This is a genomic window from Pelomonas sp. Root1217 (assembly GCF_001425705.1).
Classification (GTDB): domain Bacteria; phylum Pseudomonadota; class Gammaproteobacteria; order Burkholderiales; family Burkholderiaceae_C; genus Pelomonas.
In genome coordinates, this window is record NZ_LMDC01000027.1 from 359,935 (window position 1) to 377,074 (window position 17,140).

The 17,140-nt window shown below is 67.4% G+C and carries 16 protein-coding genes; 3 read left to right on the forward strand and 13 right to left on the reverse strand.

All coding sequences use genetic code 11. The features are described from left to right. Nucleotide 1: 1 nt before the first annotated feature. Entirely contained in the window at nucleotides 2-517 is a 516-nt protein-coding gene (locus ASC95_RS19335) for a histidine phosphatase family protein (protein WP_057299324.1), read from the forward strand. On the opposite strand, the gene ASC95_RS19340 is transcribed toward ASC95_RS19335, so the two are convergent. The 6 genes from ASC95_RS19340 to ASC95_RS19365 all read right to left on the reverse strand — a co-directional run bounded on the left by ASC95_RS19340 (nucleotide 487) and on the right by ASC95_RS19365 (nucleotide 6,894). Beyond that, on the reverse strand, nucleotides 487-1,686 hold the full coding sequence (locus ASC95_RS19340) for an acyltransferase (RefSeq protein ID WP_082567928.1): 1,200 nt from the start codon (nucleotides 1,684-1,686) through the stop codon (nucleotides 487-489). The two genes, ASC95_RS19335 and ASC95_RS19340, sit on opposite strands and share 31 nt — an antisense overlap. A gap of 7 nt (nucleotides 1,687-1,693) precedes the next feature. Continuing rightward, on the reverse strand, nucleotides 1,694-3,706 hold the full coding sequence (locus ASC95_RS19345; RefSeq protein ID WP_082567929.1) for a prolyl oligopeptidase family serine peptidase: 2,013 nt from the start codon (nucleotides 3,704-3,706) through the stop codon (nucleotides 1,694-1,696). Nucleotides 3,707-3,788: 82 nt separating this feature from the next. Next, nucleotides 3,789-4,637 (reverse strand): Tim44 domain-containing protein, encoded by an 849-nt coding sequence (locus ASC95_RS19350; RefSeq protein ID WP_057299325.1) that lies wholly within the window; start codon nucleotides 4,635-4,637, stop codon nucleotides 3,789-3,791. A gap of 57 nt (nucleotides 4,638-4,694) precedes the next feature. Then, a complete protein-coding gene (locus ASC95_RS19355; protein ID WP_057299326.1) occupies nucleotides 4,695-5,399 on the reverse strand; it encodes an SDR family NAD(P)-dependent oxidoreductase in 705 nt (234 codons plus the stop codon). A 2-nt stretch (nucleotides 5,400-5,401) separates the two neighbouring features. Then, nucleotides 5,402-5,992, reverse strand: coding sequence for a pseudouridine synthase (locus tag ASC95_RS19360; protein ID WP_057299327.1), 591 nt, complete (start codon nucleotides 5,990-5,992; stop codon nucleotides 5,402-5,404). Beyond that, nucleotides 5,992-6,894, reverse strand: coding sequence for a DMT family transporter (locus ASC95_RS19365; protein WP_057299328.1), 903 nt, complete (start codon nucleotides 6,892-6,894; stop codon nucleotides 5,992-5,994). The genes ASC95_RS19360 and ASC95_RS19365 overlap by 1 nt, the downstream gene beginning before the upstream one ends. 63 nt (nucleotides 6,895-6,957) lie before the next feature. On the opposite strand from ASC95_RS19365, the gene ASC95_RS19370 reads away from it, so the two are divergent. Then, nucleotides 6,958-7,947: a quinone oxidoreductase gene (locus ASC95_RS19370; protein ID WP_057299329.1), complete on the forward strand. Its 990-nt coding sequence runs from the start codon at nucleotides 6,958-6,960 to the stop codon at nucleotides 7,945-7,947. Nucleotides 7,948-7,953: 6 nt separating this feature from the next. Here the strand turns inward: ASC95_RS19370 and ASC95_RS19375 are convergent, their stop codons facing one another. Together ASC95_RS19375 and lspA are read right to left on the reverse strand one after the other, a co-directional pair. Further along, nucleotides 7,954-9,423, reverse strand: coding sequence for an ATP-binding protein (locus ASC95_RS19375; RefSeq protein ID WP_057299330.1), 1,470 nt, complete (start codon nucleotides 9,421-9,423; stop codon nucleotides 7,954-7,956). A gap of 82 nt (nucleotides 9,424-9,505) precedes the next feature. Then, nucleotides 9,506-10,000 carry a signal peptidase II gene (gene lspA / locus ASC95_RS19380; protein WP_057299331.1) on the reverse strand — a complete coding sequence of 165 codons (495 nt, stop codon included), beginning with the start codon at nucleotides 9,998-10,000 and terminating at the stop codon, nucleotides 9,506-9,508. A gap of 113 nt (nucleotides 10,001-10,113) precedes the next feature. On the opposite strand from lspA, the gene ASC95_RS19385 reads away from it, so the two are divergent. Next, nucleotides 10,114-10,620 carry a hypothetical protein gene (locus tag ASC95_RS19385; RefSeq protein WP_057299332.1) on the forward strand — a complete coding sequence of 169 codons (507 nt, stop codon included), beginning with the start codon at nucleotides 10,114-10,116 and terminating at the stop codon, nucleotides 10,618-10,620. Nucleotides 10,621-10,774: 154 nt separating this feature from the next. On the opposite strand, the gene ileS is transcribed toward ASC95_RS19385, so the two are convergent. The 5 genes from ileS to ASC95_RS19410 all read right to left on the reverse strand — a co-directional run bounded on the left by ileS (nucleotide 10,775) and on the right by ASC95_RS19410 (nucleotide 17,127). Beyond that, entirely contained in the window at nucleotides 10,775-13,597 is a 2,823-nt protein-coding gene (gene ileS / locus ASC95_RS19390; RefSeq protein ID WP_057299333.1) for an isoleucine--tRNA ligase, read from the reverse strand. Nucleotides 13,598-13,681: 84 nt separating this feature from the next. After that, nucleotides 13,682-14,698 (reverse strand): bifunctional riboflavin kinase/FAD synthetase, encoded by a 1,017-nt coding sequence (locus tag ASC95_RS19395; RefSeq protein ID WP_057299334.1) that lies wholly within the window; start codon nucleotides 14,696-14,698, stop codon nucleotides 13,682-13,684. A 5-nt stretch (nucleotides 14,699-14,703) separates the two neighbouring features. Further along, nucleotides 14,704-15,441, reverse strand: a complete 738-nt coding sequence (locus tag ASC95_RS19400; RefSeq protein WP_057299335.1) for a pseudouridine synthase — start codon at nucleotides 15,439-15,441, stop codon at nucleotides 14,704-14,706. Beyond that, entirely contained in the window at nucleotides 15,438-15,983 is a 546-nt protein-coding gene (locus ASC95_RS19405) for a DUF3617 domain-containing protein (protein WP_057299336.1), read from the reverse strand. The genes ASC95_RS19400 and ASC95_RS19405 overlap by 4 nt, the downstream gene beginning before the upstream one ends. Before the next feature lie 16 nt (nucleotides 15,984-15,999). Next, a complete protein-coding gene (locus ASC95_RS19410) occupies nucleotides 16,000-17,127 on the reverse strand; it encodes an acyl-CoA dehydrogenase family protein (RefSeq protein ID WP_057299337.1) in 1,128 nt (375 codons plus the stop codon). Nucleotides 17,128-17,140: the final 13 nt, after the last annotated feature.

Genomic DNA, 17,140 nt, shown 5'->3' on the forward strand with positions numbered 1-17,140 from the left:
CGTGTTCACGATCTGGCGCCACCCCAGGCCCGTCGGCGCCGAGGGCCGCTGCATCGGCAATCGCACCGATCTGCCCATCAACCCCCGCAAGGCCAAGCGCCTGGCTCATCGCATTCGCGCCCATGCCCGCCGGCACGGGTTGCCGCGCGAGGTCGTGACCTCGCCGCTGGCCCGTGCCGCATCGGTAGGGCGTTGGTTGAAGCGATGGGGCTTCCTGTGGCGTGTCGATCCATCCTTGGCGGAGATGGACTTCGGTCGCTGGGACGGCCAGCTCTGGAGCGCAATCTCGGCGGTGGAATTCGAGCGCTGGACGCGCGACTTCTGCGGTTTCGAATTCGATGGTGGCGAATCCCTCAATGCGCTGCTGCTGCGCGCGGCCGCCTGGCAGCCACCGTGCGCTCTGGCCGTGGGCCACGGCGGCTGGATCAATGCCTGGGCTTGGCGCGGCGATCCGCCCACGCCCGCCGGCTGGCCCAAGGCGCTGGCCTATGCAGCCAGCCGGTCCGGCGATTTCTGAAGCCGGCGGCGCAGGGCCGCCGTGGCTGCCGAGGTGGCCCGCATCGCCGGCGCCTCGATGAAGCGATAGCTGGCGTGGCTGGCCAGCACGAGAACCGGCGTCAGCGCCAGCACCCAGCCCCAGTGCACGGCTGCCGGCAAGGCGGCACCTGGCCGATCAACGCCAAGCACCAAATGAAAGAGGCTGAACAGCAGGAAGCCATGCAGCAGATAGATGCTGTAGGCCGACTCCCCCAGCAGGCGCGAGACCGGATGCAGCAGCAGGCCGAAAAGGCTGTTGCCGCAGGCGATCAGCACGAAGGCCAGTGCCATCAGCCCAAGCGAACCATAGTCCGTACCAAGGGGGAACAGCGTTACAGCCGCTGCCAGGCATGCCAGGATCAACACGCTGGCAAAGTGACTGGCGGCCCAGCGGCACAGCTGTGCCGAGCGGCAGCCCACCGCGGCCGCAATGCCGCCGGCAAACGCCCACAGGTACATAGGTTGCGCGGGCCAGTTCAGCAAGGCGGTGACAGACACCAGTCCCAGCAACAGATAGGGCCAGCGTGGCAGCACGCCGACCGTCAGCGCCAGCAGGGGCAGGGCGCCGTAGAAGAACCACTCGTAAGGCAGGGACCAGGTCACGCCGGCCACGATGATTTCGGTCACCTCGACCTGGTTGATCGGTGGATTGCCGTACATCGTGAAGCCCAGCCAGCGCAGGGCCTGCTTGGCGACGGTGCGGGCCGGCTCATGCAACTCGCCGCCCGACAGCACGGCGACCGTCGTGAACAGCAGCAGCATGACGAAGAGATACAGCGGCACGAGGCGCAGCACGCGCGACACGACCAACTGCAGCCAGTCCAGCGGCCGCTGGCGGGCGGCGATCAGCTTGGAGAAGAACAGGAAGCCCGTGATCATGAAGAACAGGTCGACGCTGCTGTGACCCAGATGGGTGTAGAGCCGCGATGGCGGCAGCTTCCACTCACCACTGTGCTGATAGAAGTACCAGATGCAGCCGTGATGCAGGGAAACGCCCAGGGCCAGGTAGCCGCGCAGTCCGTCGATGCTGGCGAAGCGGCCCGGCGCCGGTGAGGCGCCGGCATGCCGCTGCAGCAGCGCCGCCGTGGCAAAGGCCAGCAGCAGCGCCGCCACCGCAGGCAGGGGGCTTACGGGTCCAAGCAGGTCCAAGCCGGGCCTACTTCAGCACGGTCTGCTGCATGAACAGCACGGTGGCGTAGAACTGGAAGTCCTGGTTGTCCTTCTTCTGGAAGCCATGGCCTTCGTTCTCGGCGCGCAGATACCAGACCGGCGTGCCACCCTGGCGCACGGTCGCGACGATCTGCTCGGCCTCGGTGTAGGGCACGCGCGGGTCGTTCTTGCCCTGGATGACGAAGAGCGGCTTCTTGATCTTGGCCGCGTTGGTCAGCGGCGAGATCTTCTCCAGATGGGCCTTCATCGCCGGGTCGCGCTCGTCGCCGTACTCGACGCGGCGCAGGTCGCGGCGGTAGCTTTCGGTGTTGTTCAGGAAGGTCACGAAGTGCGAGATACCGACGACGTCGATGGAGCCGGCGATGCGGTCGGCATAGTTCGTCGACACGGCCAGCGTCATGTAGCCACCGTAGCTGCCGCCGGTGACGAGCACACGGGAAGCGTCGAGGTCGGGCTGGGTCGCGATCCAGTCGAGCAGGGCGCCGATGTCCTTCACCGAGTCTTCGCGCTTGAAGCCGTTGTCCATCGCCAGGAAACTTTTGCCGTAGCCGCTGGAACCGCGCACATTGGGCTGGATCAGCGCCATGCCCAGCTCCTGCACATAGTAGGCATTGCGGCCCAGGAAGCCGAAGCTGGCCTGGGACTCGGGCCCGCCGTGGATGGAGATCAGCACCGGACGCTTGCCCGAGAACTTCTTGGGCGGGGCGGTCAGCAGGCCCGAGATCGTCGTGCCGTCAAAGCTCTTCCAGCGCACGCTCTTCTGCTCGCCGAAGCCCGCGGTGTCGACGGCGCCCGTCGCCCGGGTCCATTGCTGGACCTTGCCATCCGTGCCCAGCGAATAGATCTGGCTGGGGCCCTGGGCATTGCTGATTGAGAAAGCGAGCTCACCGCGACCGTGGTGGTAGGAAGCGGCGCCGACATTGCCATCGGGCAGTTTCGACAGGGCGGTGGCAGGCACTTCCTTGGCAGTCGCCGCATCGAAAAAATGCAGCTCGTCGCGGCCATCCACATTGAACTGGGCCGCCAGCCTGGCACCGTCCTCGGTCAGCGTGACGCCGCTGACGTCCCAAGGGATATGGCCGCTGACACGGTCGATGCGGCCGCTGGCGAGATCCAGCTTCATCAGCTCGCGGAACTCGCCCGCGCGGTCGCTGGCGATCCACAGCGAGCGGCCGTCAGGCGTCCATCCGGTCGGCGCGTAGGTGGCCTTGGCCTCCTGGCTGCCCGCCGTCGGCGCGACTTGCTTGGCCACGCCGCTGTCCAGGTCCAGCATCCAGATCTGCGATTCATTGGCCGACAGATAGCGCGTCAAGGACACCAGACGCTCGTCGGGCGAGGGGCGGCCAGCAAACCAGCCGCCGCCGTCCAGCTCGGCCAGCTTGCGCCGCGCCTCGGGCTTTTCGGGGTCCATCAGCCACAGCGTGGTGGTGATCTTGGTGCGCGTACCGCCCTGGGCGGTGCGGTCGATGGGTACCGAGGAATAGACGAGTCGGCCGCTCCTGCGCAGCCAGGTGTTGATCGAGTGGCGCTCGTCGGGGTTGGTCAGCAGCACTGGCTGAGCGCCAGCCTGGTTCAGCGGCAGACGATAGAGCTGCGCGACTTCGTTGCCGCCTGTGGCGCGCTCGAAGACGATGTACCGACCGTTGCGCGGCTCGTAGCTCGCGCGCACGACCGGGTCGATACCGTCGGTGAGCTGCTCGCCGTCGGTCAGCGGCGTCGTCACGCGGAAGATCTGCGCCGTGTTGGCACCGGCCTTGCGGTGGCTGACCAGCATCTCGCGCTGGGTCGGGTGCCAGTCGGCGAAGGCGTGGCCGCGGAAGTCGTTGTAGCGGCCGATGGCGTCAGCCAGGCTCTGGGGCACGGGCGGGATGCCCTGGATGACCAGGTTCGCATTGGGCGCAATGACGGCCGTGGAGACCGGCGCCGGCGCAGGAGAAGAGGCGCAGGCGGCCAGCAACGCCGTGCCGAGTGCACAAAGAGAAAGACGCAAACGAATCATGTGGGGCCTCAAAAGGAAATGGGCGCTCGAAGCGCCCATTCTCGACTGGCCCGGACTCGGGTCTAACCCGCTATGACTTGGGTCATGCGGTCTGCTGGATGCCGGCAATCAGCCAGCCGTCACCGGCCTTGACCAGATGCCAGATCTCATCGAAGTCCTCCGCGGCTTGTTCGCTCTTCTCGCGCACCAGGCCCGAAAAGCGCACGGAGACGATCTGTTCCCCGGCCTCTGTCGCGACGTCGACGACGCTGGCATCGAGCTGCAGCACCTCGGTGCGCTGAGCCTGTGCGCCGCGCTCCAGCAGGTCGTGCTGGATGTTGGCGTACATCTGCGGCGTCGTGAAGCGGCGCAGGTCGGCCTGGTCGCCGGCGTCGTTGGCGGCCTGCAGGCGGATGAAGACCTGCTTGGCGAGCTTCTCGAAGCCCGCGGCGTCGAAGCCTGCGGGGGCGGCGGCAGCGCCGGAAGCCGTGGCCGCTGCCGGATTCCACGCCGGTTCGGCCGCCCGGAAGTTGGCGCCGTTGGCGCCGGCGAGCTGCGGCTTCGGCGCGGCGAAGCGGCGCACCAGGAAGCGGATCACGAAGACCGCCACCAGGCCGAGCAGCACCATCGTCATGATGCTGGCCAGTTCGCCGCCAAAACCGAAGTGGCTGGCCAGCGCGGCCAGGCCCAGGCCTGCGGCCAGGCCGGCAATGGGGCCAAGCCAGGAGCGTTTGGGCGCCGCAGCGGGAGCGGCCGCGGGTGTTGCAGCAGCCTGTTTGCCCGGAGCGGCTTGTTGGGGCGCAGGCTGCTGGGCCGGCGGCGTTTGTGGCGTGGTCTGGGTGGGCACGCTGCGCTTCAGGCCACCACTGGAGAGGCGCTTGGCCTCGGCGTCATGGGCGGGCAGCGTGACGGCCAGCAGGGTGGCGAGGGTCACAGCAAAGATGCGGTTCAAGCGAGTTCTCCAGAAGCTTGGAAACGAGCCGGCAGATGCAGGTTCGGATCAGGATTTTCAAGCGTCTCTGATGTCGGAAACGACGGTTTTCCCGAAGTCTGGCCGCATGAGAAAGCGAACAATCGCCGCGGCCGTGTCGTCCGCAGTCTGCAGTTGGCCGCCATCCTTCAGGCCCTGGAAGCGGGTCTGCTCGGGGAACCGGGTGGGGTCGGCGCCACGCAGCTGAACTTGCATGTCGGTATCGATGACGCCCGGTGCCAGCGAGACGACGCCGACGCTAGGCTCTTCCAGGGCCAGCGCACGGCTGAGATGGTCCAGCCCGGCCTTGATGGCGCAATAGGCTGCGCTGCCGGCCATGGCGCGACGGCCCAGGCCCGAGGAGATGTTGAGGATGCGGCGTATCGGTATGCCGGCCGTCTCGGCCAGGAAGACGCGGCTCAGCAGTGTGGGTGCCTCCAGGCCGACGCGCAGCGCTGAGGAAAGGCCATCGAGGGGCGAGGCGGCCAATGGGCCCGGCTCGCTGAGCAAGGCCGCGTTGTTGATCAGCGTCGCACTGTCCCAGTGCTTGTTGGCGCGCAGCCAGGCTTGCAGTCGCTCGGCGGCGGCAACGGGATCAGCAAGGTCGAGGGTCCATTGCTCGGCCTGCAACGCCGGATTGGCTTTGCGTGCAATGCCGATGACGATATTGTCCGCTTGTGTGAGTCGCTGAACCAACGCGGCGCCCAGGCCACGCGAACTGCCGGTGACGATGTAGAGATGCATGGTTAGAACTCCGGGGCGCAGATGAAGCGGTGATTGGCGAGGCGCAATTCGCTGGCATGCAGCAGCAGGCGCGGGCTGGCGGCGGCGAGGTCGGGCTGCGCGTACAGCGTATCGCCCAGGATGGCATGACCGATGGCGGCGAGGTGAACGCGAAGTTGATGGGTGCGGCCGGTCAGCGGTTGCAGTGCGACGCGGGTGCGGCCGCAATCATGGGCCAGCACGCGCCAGCGCGTCTGCGAGGGCTTGCCGTGTTCAAGGTCGACCTGCTGGCGCGGCCGGTTGGGCCAGTCCGCGCCGACCGGCAGGTCGATGAAGCCTTCGCCCTCCAGATGGCCGGCGACGACGGCGACATAGAGCTTGTCAATGCGGCGTTCGGCGAAGTCGGCGCTGAGATCGCGTTGGGTATCGAGGCCGCGGGCGAACAGCAGCAGGCCCGAAGTGGCCTGGTCGAGGCGATGCACGACCAACGCATCGGGGTAGAGCATTTGCACGCGGGCGCTGGCGCAATCGGCTTCGGTGCGGCCCGGCACGCTGAGCAGGCCGGCGGGCTTGTCGATGACGACCAGGCGATCGTCGGCGTGCAGCACTCGCATCAACGTGATGAGACGAGGATGCCGGCCGCGATCAGCGCGAAAGCGACGCCGTGATACCAGGCCGGCGCGACGCCCAGCAGCGCCGCCGAGATGATGGCGGCAAACACCGGCGTCAGGTTGACGAAGAAACCGGCCAACGCCGGCCCGGCCTCGGCCACGCCCAGGCCCCAGCAGCGGTAGGCGATCAGCGACGGTCCGATGGCGACATAGGCGAGCACGGCGACCAGGGTCGGGCTCCAGTGGATGGAGGCCGGTGCAACGCCCTGTTCCACGCCCGCCGCCACGCCCGAGAACACCACGCCGAACATCAGCTGAGCCATCAGCATCTCGGCCCAGTTCCAGTCCGGCCGTTCGCCGGAGCGCAGCCCGCGCACCGGCCGCGCCAGCATCCAGGAGTAGATGGCCCAGGTGAAGAGGGCCAGGAGCATCAACAGGTCGCCGGGTACGAATTGCACGGCCAGCAGGGCGGCGGGGTCGCCGCGTGCGATGACGACGGCCACGCCGAGCAACGACAGGGCTGCGCCGGCCAGTTGGCGACGAGCCGGCTTCACGCCGTAGAAGACGGCACCCACGCCAAGCATCCAGACCGGCATGCTGGCGGTGATCAGCGTGACGTTCAGCGGCGACGAGGTGTGCAGCGCCAGGTATTGCAGCGAGTTGTAGCAACCCATGCCAAGAAAGCCCAGCCAGGCCAGACCACGCCAGCGCTTGAGCGCTTCCCGCGGGTCGGCCAGCAGACGGCGCGCGAGCGGTGCCAGCAGCACGAAGGCGAGCAGCCAGCGCAGCGCGTTCAGCGCCATCGGCGGGATGTCGTTGCGCACCATGCGGCCGATGACGGCGTTGCCGGCCCACAGCAGTGGTGGCAGCGTCAACAGCAGAGCAAGGCGTGGGGTCAGTTTCATCAGGCGCCGCCGCGTGGGCCAAAGGGCTGGCACGATACCGGACTCGCGAACAGGAGACGCCGCATGAGTGAAAAAGCCGTTGTCATCGAAGCCCCGGGCGGGGCCGAGCAACTGAAGCTGATGGACGTGGAGGTCGGCGCCCCCGGTCCAGGCGAGATCCGCATCCGCCACGAGGCTTGCGGGCTGAACTACATCGACGTCTACCACCGCAATGGCACCTATGCGCTGCCGCTGCCGGCCCGATTGGGCATGGAGGGTGCGGGCATTGTCGAGGCGGTGGGCGAGGGGGTTGCCCACTTGAAGGTGGGTGACCGGGCGGCCTATGCCAGCAACCCGCCGGGCGCCTATGCGACGGCGCGCGTCATGCCGGCTAAATGCGTGCTCAGGCTGCCTGACGCCATCGATTTCGAGACCGCCGCGGCCATGATGCTCAAGGGCCTGACGGTGCAATACCTGCTGCGCAAGACCCTGCCCCAAGGTGGCCTGCAGCCGGGCGACTTTGTGCTCTTTCACGCGGCGGCCGGCGGTGTCGGGCTGATCGCCTGCCAATGGGCGCGGGCGCTTGGCCTGCAGCTCATCGGCACCGCCGGCAGCGACGAGAAATGCCAGCTGGCGTTGGACAACGGCGCGACGCATGCCATCAACTACCGGCGTGATAAGGACTTCGCTGCCAAGGTGCGCGAGATCACTGGCGGGCGCGGTGTGAAGGTGGTCTACGACTCGGTTGGCGCCGACACCTGGGAGGGCTCGTTGAACAGCCTGACGCCCTTCGGCCTGCTGGCCAGCTTCGGCGGCGCCTCGGGCCCCGTGCCGCCCTTCAGTGTGAGCACGCTGGCGGCCAAGGGTTCCATTTATGTGACCCGGCCGACGCTGTTCACGCACATCGCTACGCGCGAAGCCACGCAGGCCATGGGCGACGAGCTGTTCGAAATGGTGGCCAGCGGCCAGGTCAGCATCCGCATCGACAAGCGCTATGCACTGGCCGACGCGGCCCAGTCCCACCGCGACCTGGAAGCCCGCCAGTTGCTTGGCAGTGCTGTGCTGCTGCCCTGAGAACCTTCAAGCCGGCACTTGGCCGAGTTGCAGCTCGAAGCTGAAGGACGAACCCACGCCGGGCTCGCTCTCGACGGTGATGTCGCCGCTCATCAGGCTGACGAGGCGCTGCACGATGGTCAGCCCCAGGCCTGTGCCGCCGTAGCGGCGCGTGATGCTGCCATCGGCCTGGGTGAAGGGATCGAAGATCTGGCCGATCTGGTCGCGCGTCATGCCGATGCCGGTGTCGGTGACGGCCACGCGCAAGCGCAGGCGGTCCGGGCCGTCACCGTCGCGCGCATCGGCCAGGGCGATCTCGATGCGCACTTCGCCGCGCTCGGTGAACTTCAGTGCGTTGCCAATCAGGTTGATCAGCACCTGGCGCAGCCGCAGCGCGTCACCTACCAGCCACGACGGCACGCCGGGCTGTACGCGGGCATGCAGCTGGATGCCCTTGTCATGCGCCTGCAGCAGCAGCGGCTGCAGGGATTCGCCGAGGCAGTCGTGCAGGCTGAAGGGTTGCTCGTCGATGACGATACGGCCGGCCTCGATCTTGGCCACGTCCAGCAGGTCGTTGATGATGGTCATCAGCCCCTTGGCGGACTGGTGGGCCATGCCGACGAAGCGGCGCTGGCGCTCGTTAAGTTCCGTTTGCAGCACCAGTTCGGTCAGGCCGAGCACCCCGTTCATCGGCGTGCGGATCTCGTGGCTCATATTGGCCAGGAAGCTGCTCTTGGCCTGGCTGGCGGTCTCTGCGGCCTCGCGTGCGGCGACCAGGGCGGCCTGGCTGGCCTTGAGATCGGCGATGTCGTGGGCATTGAAGAGCATGACCGTGTCGCCAGTGACCGGATCGCGCATGGGCCGCGCGTCCAGTGCATGCCAGCGCAGGCCGGCCAGCGTCTGCAACTCGACGTCCTGGTGGCAGGTCTGGCCGCGCTGCACGCGGCCCAGGATGCTGGCGGCATCGCCAATGTGGGCGAACAAGCGGGTGAACTCGGTCTGGTTGGGGCGGGGCGGCGTGTCGCCGAACGTCAGGGCCGCGGCAGGGTTGCGCATCAGCAGATCGCCCTGGCCGAGCCCGAAGACGGCGATGCGCACCGAGGTGTGCTGCAGGGCCTCGACGCCGCGCAGCATGGCAAGGTCGGCACCGCCACCCAGCGAATCGGCTGCGAACAACATCACCTGGCGACGTTCCGGCGTGCGCATGCCGCGCGACACCAGCATGACCGTCGTCGGCTCGCCCTTGGGATAGAGGGTCCACTGCTCGCGGACGATCTTGCCCTGGGCATGGTCGGCCGCCGTGACGGCCAGGCGCTCGCGTACGGCGTCGCCATGCTCGGAAAAATCGCGCGACAGGAACTCCTCGGCGCTGTCGGCATGCCAGAACCGCAGGGCCGCGGCATTGGCCCAGAGGTTGCGTTGTTGTTCGGGGTCGAAGACCCACAAAGGAACGTCGAGCCAGTCGTAATGGCTCAGGCTGGCGAAATCGAGGAGCATGAAGGCGCGTTGAGAGGCGCGCGATTGTCACCGCTCGTCACATCTGTCGCCGTGAACTACTGCGCGGCCACGCCGCGCGGGTTCAACCGCGGCGCACTCGGCGCAATTCGTCCAGGATCAGCAGGATGGCGCCGACGGTGATGGCGCTGTCTGCGACGTTGAAGGCGGGGAAATACCAGCTTCGAGCGTGAACCTGGATGAAGTCGACGACGTAGCCGTGGATGGCGCGGTCGATGACGTTGCCTAGCGCGCCACCGAGAATCAGCGTCAACGCCCAAGCGAACAGCTTCTGGTGGCCGTGGCGGCGCAGCATCCAGATGATGAAACCGGCCGCGGCCAGGCCCAGACCCAGGAAGAACCAGCGCTGCCAGCCCGAGGCGCCATGCAGGAAGCTGAAAGCGGCGCCGAAGTTGTGGGCACGCACGACGTCGAAGAAGCTGGTGACGGGGTGCACATCACCGAGCTGGAAGGTGCGCAGGATGAGCACTTTGGTGAGCTGGTCGGCCAGGATGATGAGGGCGGCAATCAGCAGCCAGGGAGTCAGGCCGGAGGACGAGGACGACGAGCGAGGAGGCATGGAATGGGGTCGCGAGGCGAGGGCCGCCAATGTAACTTGCCGCTGAGCCGGGGCTTGTAGGCGCAGGAGAAGCGGCGTAGAAGCGGAACTCTCCCTGTTCGCTGGAGGACCCCATGCGAAAGCGCATCTACTGGTTGCTACCCCACCTGAGCAGCGCGCGGCGCACGATGGACGAGCTGTTGCTCGCCCGCATCACCGAACACCATATCCATTTCGTCGCCGCCGAAGGTGCCGCGATGGATGGCCTTCATGCGGCCAACGTGCTGCAGACATCGGACCTGGTCGAGGCGGCCCAGAACGGGGCGCTGATCGGCTCCGGCCTGGGCGCGGCGGGCGGCGTTGCGGCGGCTCTGGCAATCAGTGCGGCTTCTCCCGCGGCGGTCGTCATCGGCCTGGCGGCGGTAGGCGCCATGCTGGGCACCTGGTCGTCCAGCATGATCGGCAGCTCCACGCCGAGCCGGCGCTTGAAACGCTTCGAGGCGGCCATCGAGCAAGGCCAATACCTGCTCATCGTCGACGTGCCCCGCTCGCGCATCAGCGAGATCGAACAGCTGCTGGAACGCACCCACCCCGAAGCGCACTTCGAGGGGATGGAGCCGAACGTGCCTGCGTTCCCGTAGGCCCCTCGTCCGGCCTCACTCCGGCTGAACGCCGGTGAGGCCAGCCGGTCCCCCGAGGGGACGGCGATGCATGCGGCATTGAGCCGCATGCACATCGCCTGCGGGCCGACTTGGGACGGCCCGGCGTCGGTCCGCGTTAGAAGCCAGCGCGTGCTTACGCGACGGTGCGGGTCTCGCCTGCGCCGTATAGGTTGCTTTCGCAGCGCCCGCACAGCGTCGGGTGCTCGGCATTGCTGCCGACATCGGCGCGGTAGTGCCAGCAGCGTTCGCACTTGGCATGGGAGCTCGGCGTGACGACGACACCCAGCTCGCCTGCCGACGCAAGTCGCACCGCTGACGTGATGAAGACGAAGCGCAGGTCGTCGCCCAAGCTGGACAGCAGCATCTGGTCCTGCTCGTTCACCTTGAGCACCAATTCGGCCTGCAGCGAGGCGCCGACAGCGCCCGTCGTGCGCACCGCCTCGATGGCCTTGTTGACCTCGTCGCGGATCTCGTGGATGCGATGCCATTTGGCCAGCAGCGCTGAATCCGTCTTGCCGAAGTCCCAATAGGTCTCCGTGAAGATGCTCTCGCCCTTGCCGAAGATCGCCCAGGCCTCTTCAGCCGTGAAGCTGAGGAAGGGCGCCATCCAGCGCAGCATGGCGTGCGTGATCTGCCACAGCGCCGTCTGGGCCGAGCGCCGCGCGAGGGACTTGGGCGCCGTCGTGTAAAGGCGGTCCTTCAGTACGTCGAGGTAGAAGGCGCCGAGGTCTTCGGAGCAGTAGACCTGCAGCTTCGAGACGACCGGGTGGAACTCGTAGCGCTCGAAGTGGGCCAGGATGTCAGCCTGCAGCTCGGCGGCGCGCGCCAGCGCATAGCGGTCGACTTCCAGCAACTGATCAGGCGCCACCGCGTCCGTCGCCGGGTCGAAGTCGCTGACATTGGCGAGCAGGAAGCGCAGCGTGTTGCGGATGCGGCGGTAGCTGTCGACGACGCGGGCGAGGATCTTCTCGTCCAGGCCGAGGTCGCCCGAATAGTCGGTCGCGGCCGTCCACAGGCGCAGGATCTCGGCGCCGAACTTGTCCGACACGGCCTGCGGCGCGACGACATTGCCCATGGACTTGCTCATCTTGCGGCCCTGGCCGTCGACGACGAAGCCGTGGGTCAGCAGGCCCTTGTAGGGCGCGCGGCCGTAGAGCGCGCAGGCGATCAGCAGCGACGAGTGGAACCAGCCGCGGTGCTGGTCGTGGCCTTCGAGGTAGAGGTCGGCCTCGGGGCCGGTCTCGTGCCCGGCACCCTTGTGGCTGCCCTTGAGCACATGCTCGAAGGTGGAGCCGGAGTCGAACCAGACGTCCAGGATGTCCTGGCCCTTGGTGTAGTGGGCGGCTTCCGTGCCCAGCCACTCAGCGGCGTCGAGCTTGGACCAGGCTTCGATACCGTTCTGCTCGACGAGCTGCGCGGCGCGCTCGATGAATTCCAGCGTGTCGGGGTGCGCCTCGCCCGTGTCCTTGTGCAGGAAGATGGGCAGGGGCACGCCCCAACTGCGCTGGCGCGAGATGCACCAGTCAGGCCGACCGGCGATCATGTCGTGCAGGCGGGCACGGCCGTTCTCGGGGTAGAAGCTCGTCGCCTCGATGGCGGCCAGGGCCGTCTTGCGCAGGCTGTCAGGCGCTTTGTTCGTCGTGAACAGGCCGTCGCCCTCGTCCATGCGTACGAACCACTGCGCCGCGGCGCGGTAGATGACGGGCGACTTGTGGCGCCAGCAGTGCGGGTAGCTGTGGGTCAGCTTGCTCTGGGCCATCAGGCGGCCGGCGTCCTGCAGCGCCTGGGCGATGACGGGGTTGGCCTTCCAGATGTGCTGGCCGCCGAACAGCGGCAGGTCGGCGGCATAGGCGCCGTTGCCCTGCACCGGGTTGAGGATGTCGCCGAAAGCCATGCCGTGGGCGACGCAGGACTGGAAGTCGTCCAGGCCGTAGGCCGGCGCGGAGTGAACGACGCCGGTGCCGTCTTCGGCGGTGGCGTAGTCGGCCAGGTAGACCGGGCTTTCACGGTCGTAGCCCGGGTCGACGTGGGCCAGCGGATGCTTGAACTTCAGCAGCTCCAGCTTGCGGCCCGGCACCATGGCGACGACGCTGCCTTCCAGCTGCCAGCGCGCCAGGCACTTCTCCACCAGCGCCTCGGCGACGACGAAGTAGCCCTTGGCCGTGTCGACCAGTGCGTAGGGCAGCTCGGGGTTGAGGTTCAGCGCCTGGTTGGCGGGGATGGTCCAGGGCGTGGTCGTCCAGATGACGGTGAAGGCGTCCTTCGTCAGCGGCGCCACGCCAAACGCAGCGGCCAGCTTCTCGGGCTCGGCCGACAGGAAGGCCACATCGACGGCCGGCGACTGCTTGTCCGCGTACTCGATCTCGAACTCGGCCAGGGACGAGCCGCAGTCGAAGCACCAGTACACAGGCTTCAAGCCGCGGTAGACGAAGCCGCGCTCGAACATCCGCTTCAGCACGCGGATCTCGCCGGCCTCGTTGGCGTAGTTCATCGTCTTGTAGGGGTTGTCCCATTCGCCCAGCACGCCCAGGCGCTTGAAGTCCGTGCGCTGACCGTCGATCTGCTCGGTGGCGTAGGCACGGCTCTTGGCCTGCACTTCGTCGCGCGGCAGGCCGCGGCCGAAGGTCTTCTCGATCTGGTTCTCGATGGGCAGGCCGTGGCAGTCCCAGCCGGGGATGTAGGCCGCATCAAAGCCCGCCAGCTGGCGGGCCTTGACGATCATGTCCTTCAGGATCTTGTTGGCGGCGTGGCCGATGTGGATCTGGCCGTTGGCATAGGGCGGGCCGTCGTGCAGCACGAACTTCGGCGCGCCACAGCGCGCGTCACGCAGGCGCTTGTACAGGCCTTGCTCATCCCAAGCCTTGACCCAGCCCGGTTCGCGCTTGGGCAGGTCGCCGCGCATCGGGAAGGGTGTGTCGGGCAGGTTGAGCGTGGAACGGTAGTCCGGGGTGGTCATGGCGTGCGGCCAGACGAAAAGTCTGGCGGGTCTGGCGGTTCAGAAGGCGAGGGAGGGCGGAGCGAAGAGCGGCGGGGAGCCGCTTCAAATTCGGTCGCGCGTGGTCTGGCGTCGCTGTGCGGCGTGGGTGGCCAGGAAGGCGCGCGCTGCGGCCGTGTCGGCCGCGATGGCAGCCGTGAGCGCTTCAAGCCCGTCGTACTTGGCTTCGTCGCGAAGTTTGTGCAGCAGTTCCACGCGGGCGAGTTTACCGTAGCCCCCCTCGGCGCCCAGCGGCCAGTCGAGGCAGTGCACCTCCAGCAGCACGCGCCCGGCGTCTTCCACCGTGGGGCGGTTGCCCAGGCTAGCGACGCCGGGCAGGGGTTCGGGCGCCAGGCCATGGACGAGGACGGCGAAGATGCCATGGGCGGCTGGCTTTTCATGGGCGAAGCGCAGGTTCAGCGTGCGAAAGCCGTCGGCCGCGCCGGGGGCGCTCTCGCCCAGCTGGCGGCCCAGCTTGCGCCCGTGCGTGATGTGGCCGGAGATGGCATAGGGCCGGCCCAGCAGCGCCGCGGCGGCGGCCATGTCGCCTGCGGCCAGCGCCTCGCGCACGGCGGAACTGCTGACGCGCAGGCCATGCACCTCGTAGCTCATCATGCGGGCGACATCAAAGCCGCGTGCCTGGCCAGCGGCATCCAGCGTCGCATAGTCGCCCTGGCGCTTGGCGCCGAAGCGGAAGTCGTCGCCGACCAGCACGTAGCGCGCGCCGAGTCCATCGACGAGCACCTGGCGGATGAAGTCCTGGGCCGGCAGGGAGGCCAGTGCCTCGTCGAAGCGCAGGATGACGACCTGGTCGACGCCGCAGCGCTCCAGTTCGCCGAGCTTGTCGCGCAGGTTGGCGATGCGTGCAGGCGCGAGTTCAGGCTTGCCGGCCTTGGCGGCGAAGAAGTCACGCGGGTGGGGCTCAAAGGTCAGCACGCAGGTCGGCAGGCCGCGATGGCGGGCCTCCGACTGCAGCAGCGCGAGCATGGCCTGGTGGCCGCGGTGGACGCCATCGAAGTTGCCGATGGTCAGTGCGCAGGCGGGTGCAATGCCGCGGTGGTGAAAACCTCTGAAAACTCGCATGGGCGCTATTGTCCCCAGACCTCGGCAGGACTGGAGACCCAGCGCCAGTCGCCGGGCTTGAGATCGGCGGACAGGGTCAGCGCGCCAAACCGCGGCCGGTGCAGCGTCTCAACGCGGTTGCCGACGGCAGCCACCATGCGCTTGACCTGGTGGTACTTACCTTCGACCAGCGTCAGGCGCAGCAGCGTTTCGTCGACGATTTCCGCGCCCTCCGCCTTGCTGATCTCGGGCGGGCGCTGGAACTTGCTGGGCACTTTGCTTTCTGGCTCCTTCAACTCGACGCCAGCGAGCAACTGCTCGACCATTGCCGCCGTCAGTGGATGCTTGCAGCGCGCTTCGTAGACCTTGGGCACATGGTGCTTGGGCGAGGTCAGCCTGTGAATCAGCGTGCCGTCGTCGGTCAGCAGCAGCAGCCCGGTCGTGTCCTCGTCGAGCCGGCCGATGGGCTGCACGCCGCGCTCACGAAGCGGCGCCGGCAACAGGCTCAGGACGCTGGGATGGTGCTTGGGCTTTTGCGAGCACTCGAAGCCGGCGGGCTTGTTCAGCAGTACCAGCGCCTTGTCGAAGAACGGCCACTCCTGGCCGTTGACGGCGAAGCGCAGCCCCTCGGTCTCGAACTCGGTATCGGGTTCCTCGACAACTTCGCCGTTGACGCTGACTTCACCGTGCCACACCAGACCCGCGCACAGGCGGCGTGTACCAAAACCCTGGCTGAACAGGATCTGCGAAAGCTTCTGCTTCAAGGCTTGGCCTGGGACTTCATCGGTTGCACGTCGCCGCAGTTGGCGCCCAGCCAACGGCCTTCGCCGCTGACCTTGGTGACCTCCGTCTTGCCCTGGCGTTGATGGCGGATGGTGACGTCGTTGGTGAAGCCCTCGTTGCCGCGCAGTGTGACGGTGGCGTCGCCCTCGGAGGCCGGGTCGGTGCAGACGAAATGGGTCTGGATGACATTGCCGCTGCGCTTGGAGTCCTGCGTGCAGTTGCCGTGCTGCTGGACCGGGGCCATGTTGCGCTCGGCCTGCTCCTTGGTGACGCAGGTCTTGATCGTGATGGCGCCGTCGGCCATGCTGACGTTGACGCCCTTCTGGGCCATCATCTTTTCGATCATCTGCCGCTGTTCGGGCGGCATGCTCTCCATGGCCTTCTGGGCCTGAGCCATCTGGGCCTGGCGGGCAGGGTCGAGCTGGGGCGTCTGCTTGAACTCCCACAAGCCCGGCTTCATGTGCTGGGCATGGGCAGCACCGGTGGCGAGACCGGCGAGCAACAGGATGGTAGGGAATTTCATCGGGTGACCTCCACGGTCAGGCAAACACCCCCGCAGTGTCATGCATCCGGGCGCTGACTTCACCGAGGTGATGCAGGGTGTCGCCCCACTGCATCTCCATGACGGTCAGCCGCTTGAAGTAGTGGCTGCCGACATATTCATCGGTGACACCGATGCCGCCGTGCAACTGCGTGCACTGCTGGCCGACGAAACGCATGGCGTTGCCGAGCTGTACCTTGGCCTGCGAAACCGCCCGGCGGCGCATGGCCGGCCCATCGCCCAGGCGCAGCGTCGCGTAGTAGCTCATGGAACGCGCCAGCTCCAGCTGCATCTTCACGTCGGCGACGCGGTGGCGCAGCGCCTGAAAGCTGGCAATGGCCACGCCGAACTGCTTGCGCGTGTTCATGTACTCGACGGTCAGTGCGAGATATTTCTCCATGACGCCGACCGCCTCGGCCGCCTGTGCGGCAATGCCGATGTCGGCGGCCAGCTCCAGCAGTGCCAGCCCGTCATCAGGCCCGGCAATGAGCTGGGCAGGTGTGTTGTCCAGGTGCACTTCAGCGGCCCGGGAGCCGTCGTAGAGCGAATAGGGGCGCGTATGAACGCCGGCGGCCGAGCGCTCGACCAGGTAGAGGGCAATGCCTTCGGCGGCGTCATCGGCACCCGCAACGCGGGCCGGCACGATGAAGGCGTCGGCGACGTCGCCGGCCGGCACCAGGCTCTTGACGCCGGTCAGCTTGCCGTCGACGGCACGCGTGGCAACCTGATTCAGGCGGTAGCGCGATCTGGCTTCCTGGTGAGCGAGCACGACGAGGGCCTCGCCACCGGCGATGCGTGGCAGCCAAGCGGCCTGCAGTTCATCGGGCGCGCGTCCGAGCAGCGCCGGTGCGATCAGCGCGCCCTGCGCCACCGGCTCCATGACGAGGCCGCGACCGAGCTCTTCCATGACCACCATCGCCTCGACGGCGCCAAAGCCCAAGCCGCCATGGGCCTCGGGCACGGCCAGCGCGGTCAGGCCCAGGCCGGCCAAGCCGTCCCAGACGGCGCGGTCGAAGCCGCCGGCGCGCTCTATCCTGACCCTTCGCTCGAAGGTGTAGTCCTTGTCGACGAAGCGGCGGACGGCGTCGCGCAGGGCTTCCTGGTCTTCAGAGAAATCGAAATCCATGTCTTCTCTCCCC

Bases quoted from the DNA above. Each gene is read 5' to 3' on its own strand.
- ASC95_RS19370 (WP_057299329.1), top strand. From the start codon at position 6,958: ATGAGTGAAAAAGCCGTTGTCATCGAAGCCCCGGGCGGGGCCGAGCAA.
- ASC95_RS19405 (WP_057299336.1), bottom strand. From the start codon at position 15,983: ATGAAATTCCCTACCATCCTGTTGCTCGCCGGTCTCGCCACCGGTGCT.
- ASC95_RS19385 (WP_057299332.1), top strand. From the start codon at position 10,114: ATGCGAAAGCGCATCTACTGGTTGCTACCCCACCTGAGCAGCGCGCGG.
- ASC95_RS19355 (WP_057299326.1), bottom strand. From the start codon at position 5,399: ATGCATCTCTACATCGTCACCGGCAGTTCGCGTGGCCTGGGCGCCGCG.
- ASC95_RS19365 (WP_057299328.1), bottom strand. From the start codon at position 6,894: ATGAAACTGACCCCACGCCTTGCTCTGCTGTTGACGCTGCCACCACTG.
- ASC95_RS19375 (WP_057299330.1), bottom strand. From the start codon at position 9,423: ATGCTCCTCGATTTCGCCAGCCTGAGCCATTACGACTGGCTCGACGTT.
- ileS (WP_057299333.1), bottom strand. From the start codon at position 13,597: ATGACCACCCCGGACTACCGTTCCACGCTCAACCTGCCCGACACACCC.
- ASC95_RS19345 (WP_082567929.1), bottom strand. From the start codon at position 3,706: ATGATTCGTTTGCGTCTTTCTCTTTGTGCACTCGGCACGGCGTTGCTG.
- ASC95_RS19395 (WP_057299334.1), bottom strand. From the start codon at position 14,698: ATGCGAGTTTTCAGAGGTTTTCACCACCGCGGCATTGCACCCGCCTGC.
- ASC95_RS19410 (WP_057299337.1), bottom strand. From the start codon at position 17,127: ATGGATTTCGATTTCTCTGAAGACCAGGAAGCCCTGCGCGACGCCGTC.
- ASC95_RS19360 (WP_057299327.1), bottom strand. From the start codon at position 5,992: ATGCGAGTGCTGCACGCCGACGATCGCCTGGTCGTCATCGACAAGCCC.
- lspA (WP_057299331.1), bottom strand. From the start codon at position 10,000: ATGCCTCCTCGCTCGTCGTCCTCGTCCTCCGGCCTGACTCCCTGGCTG.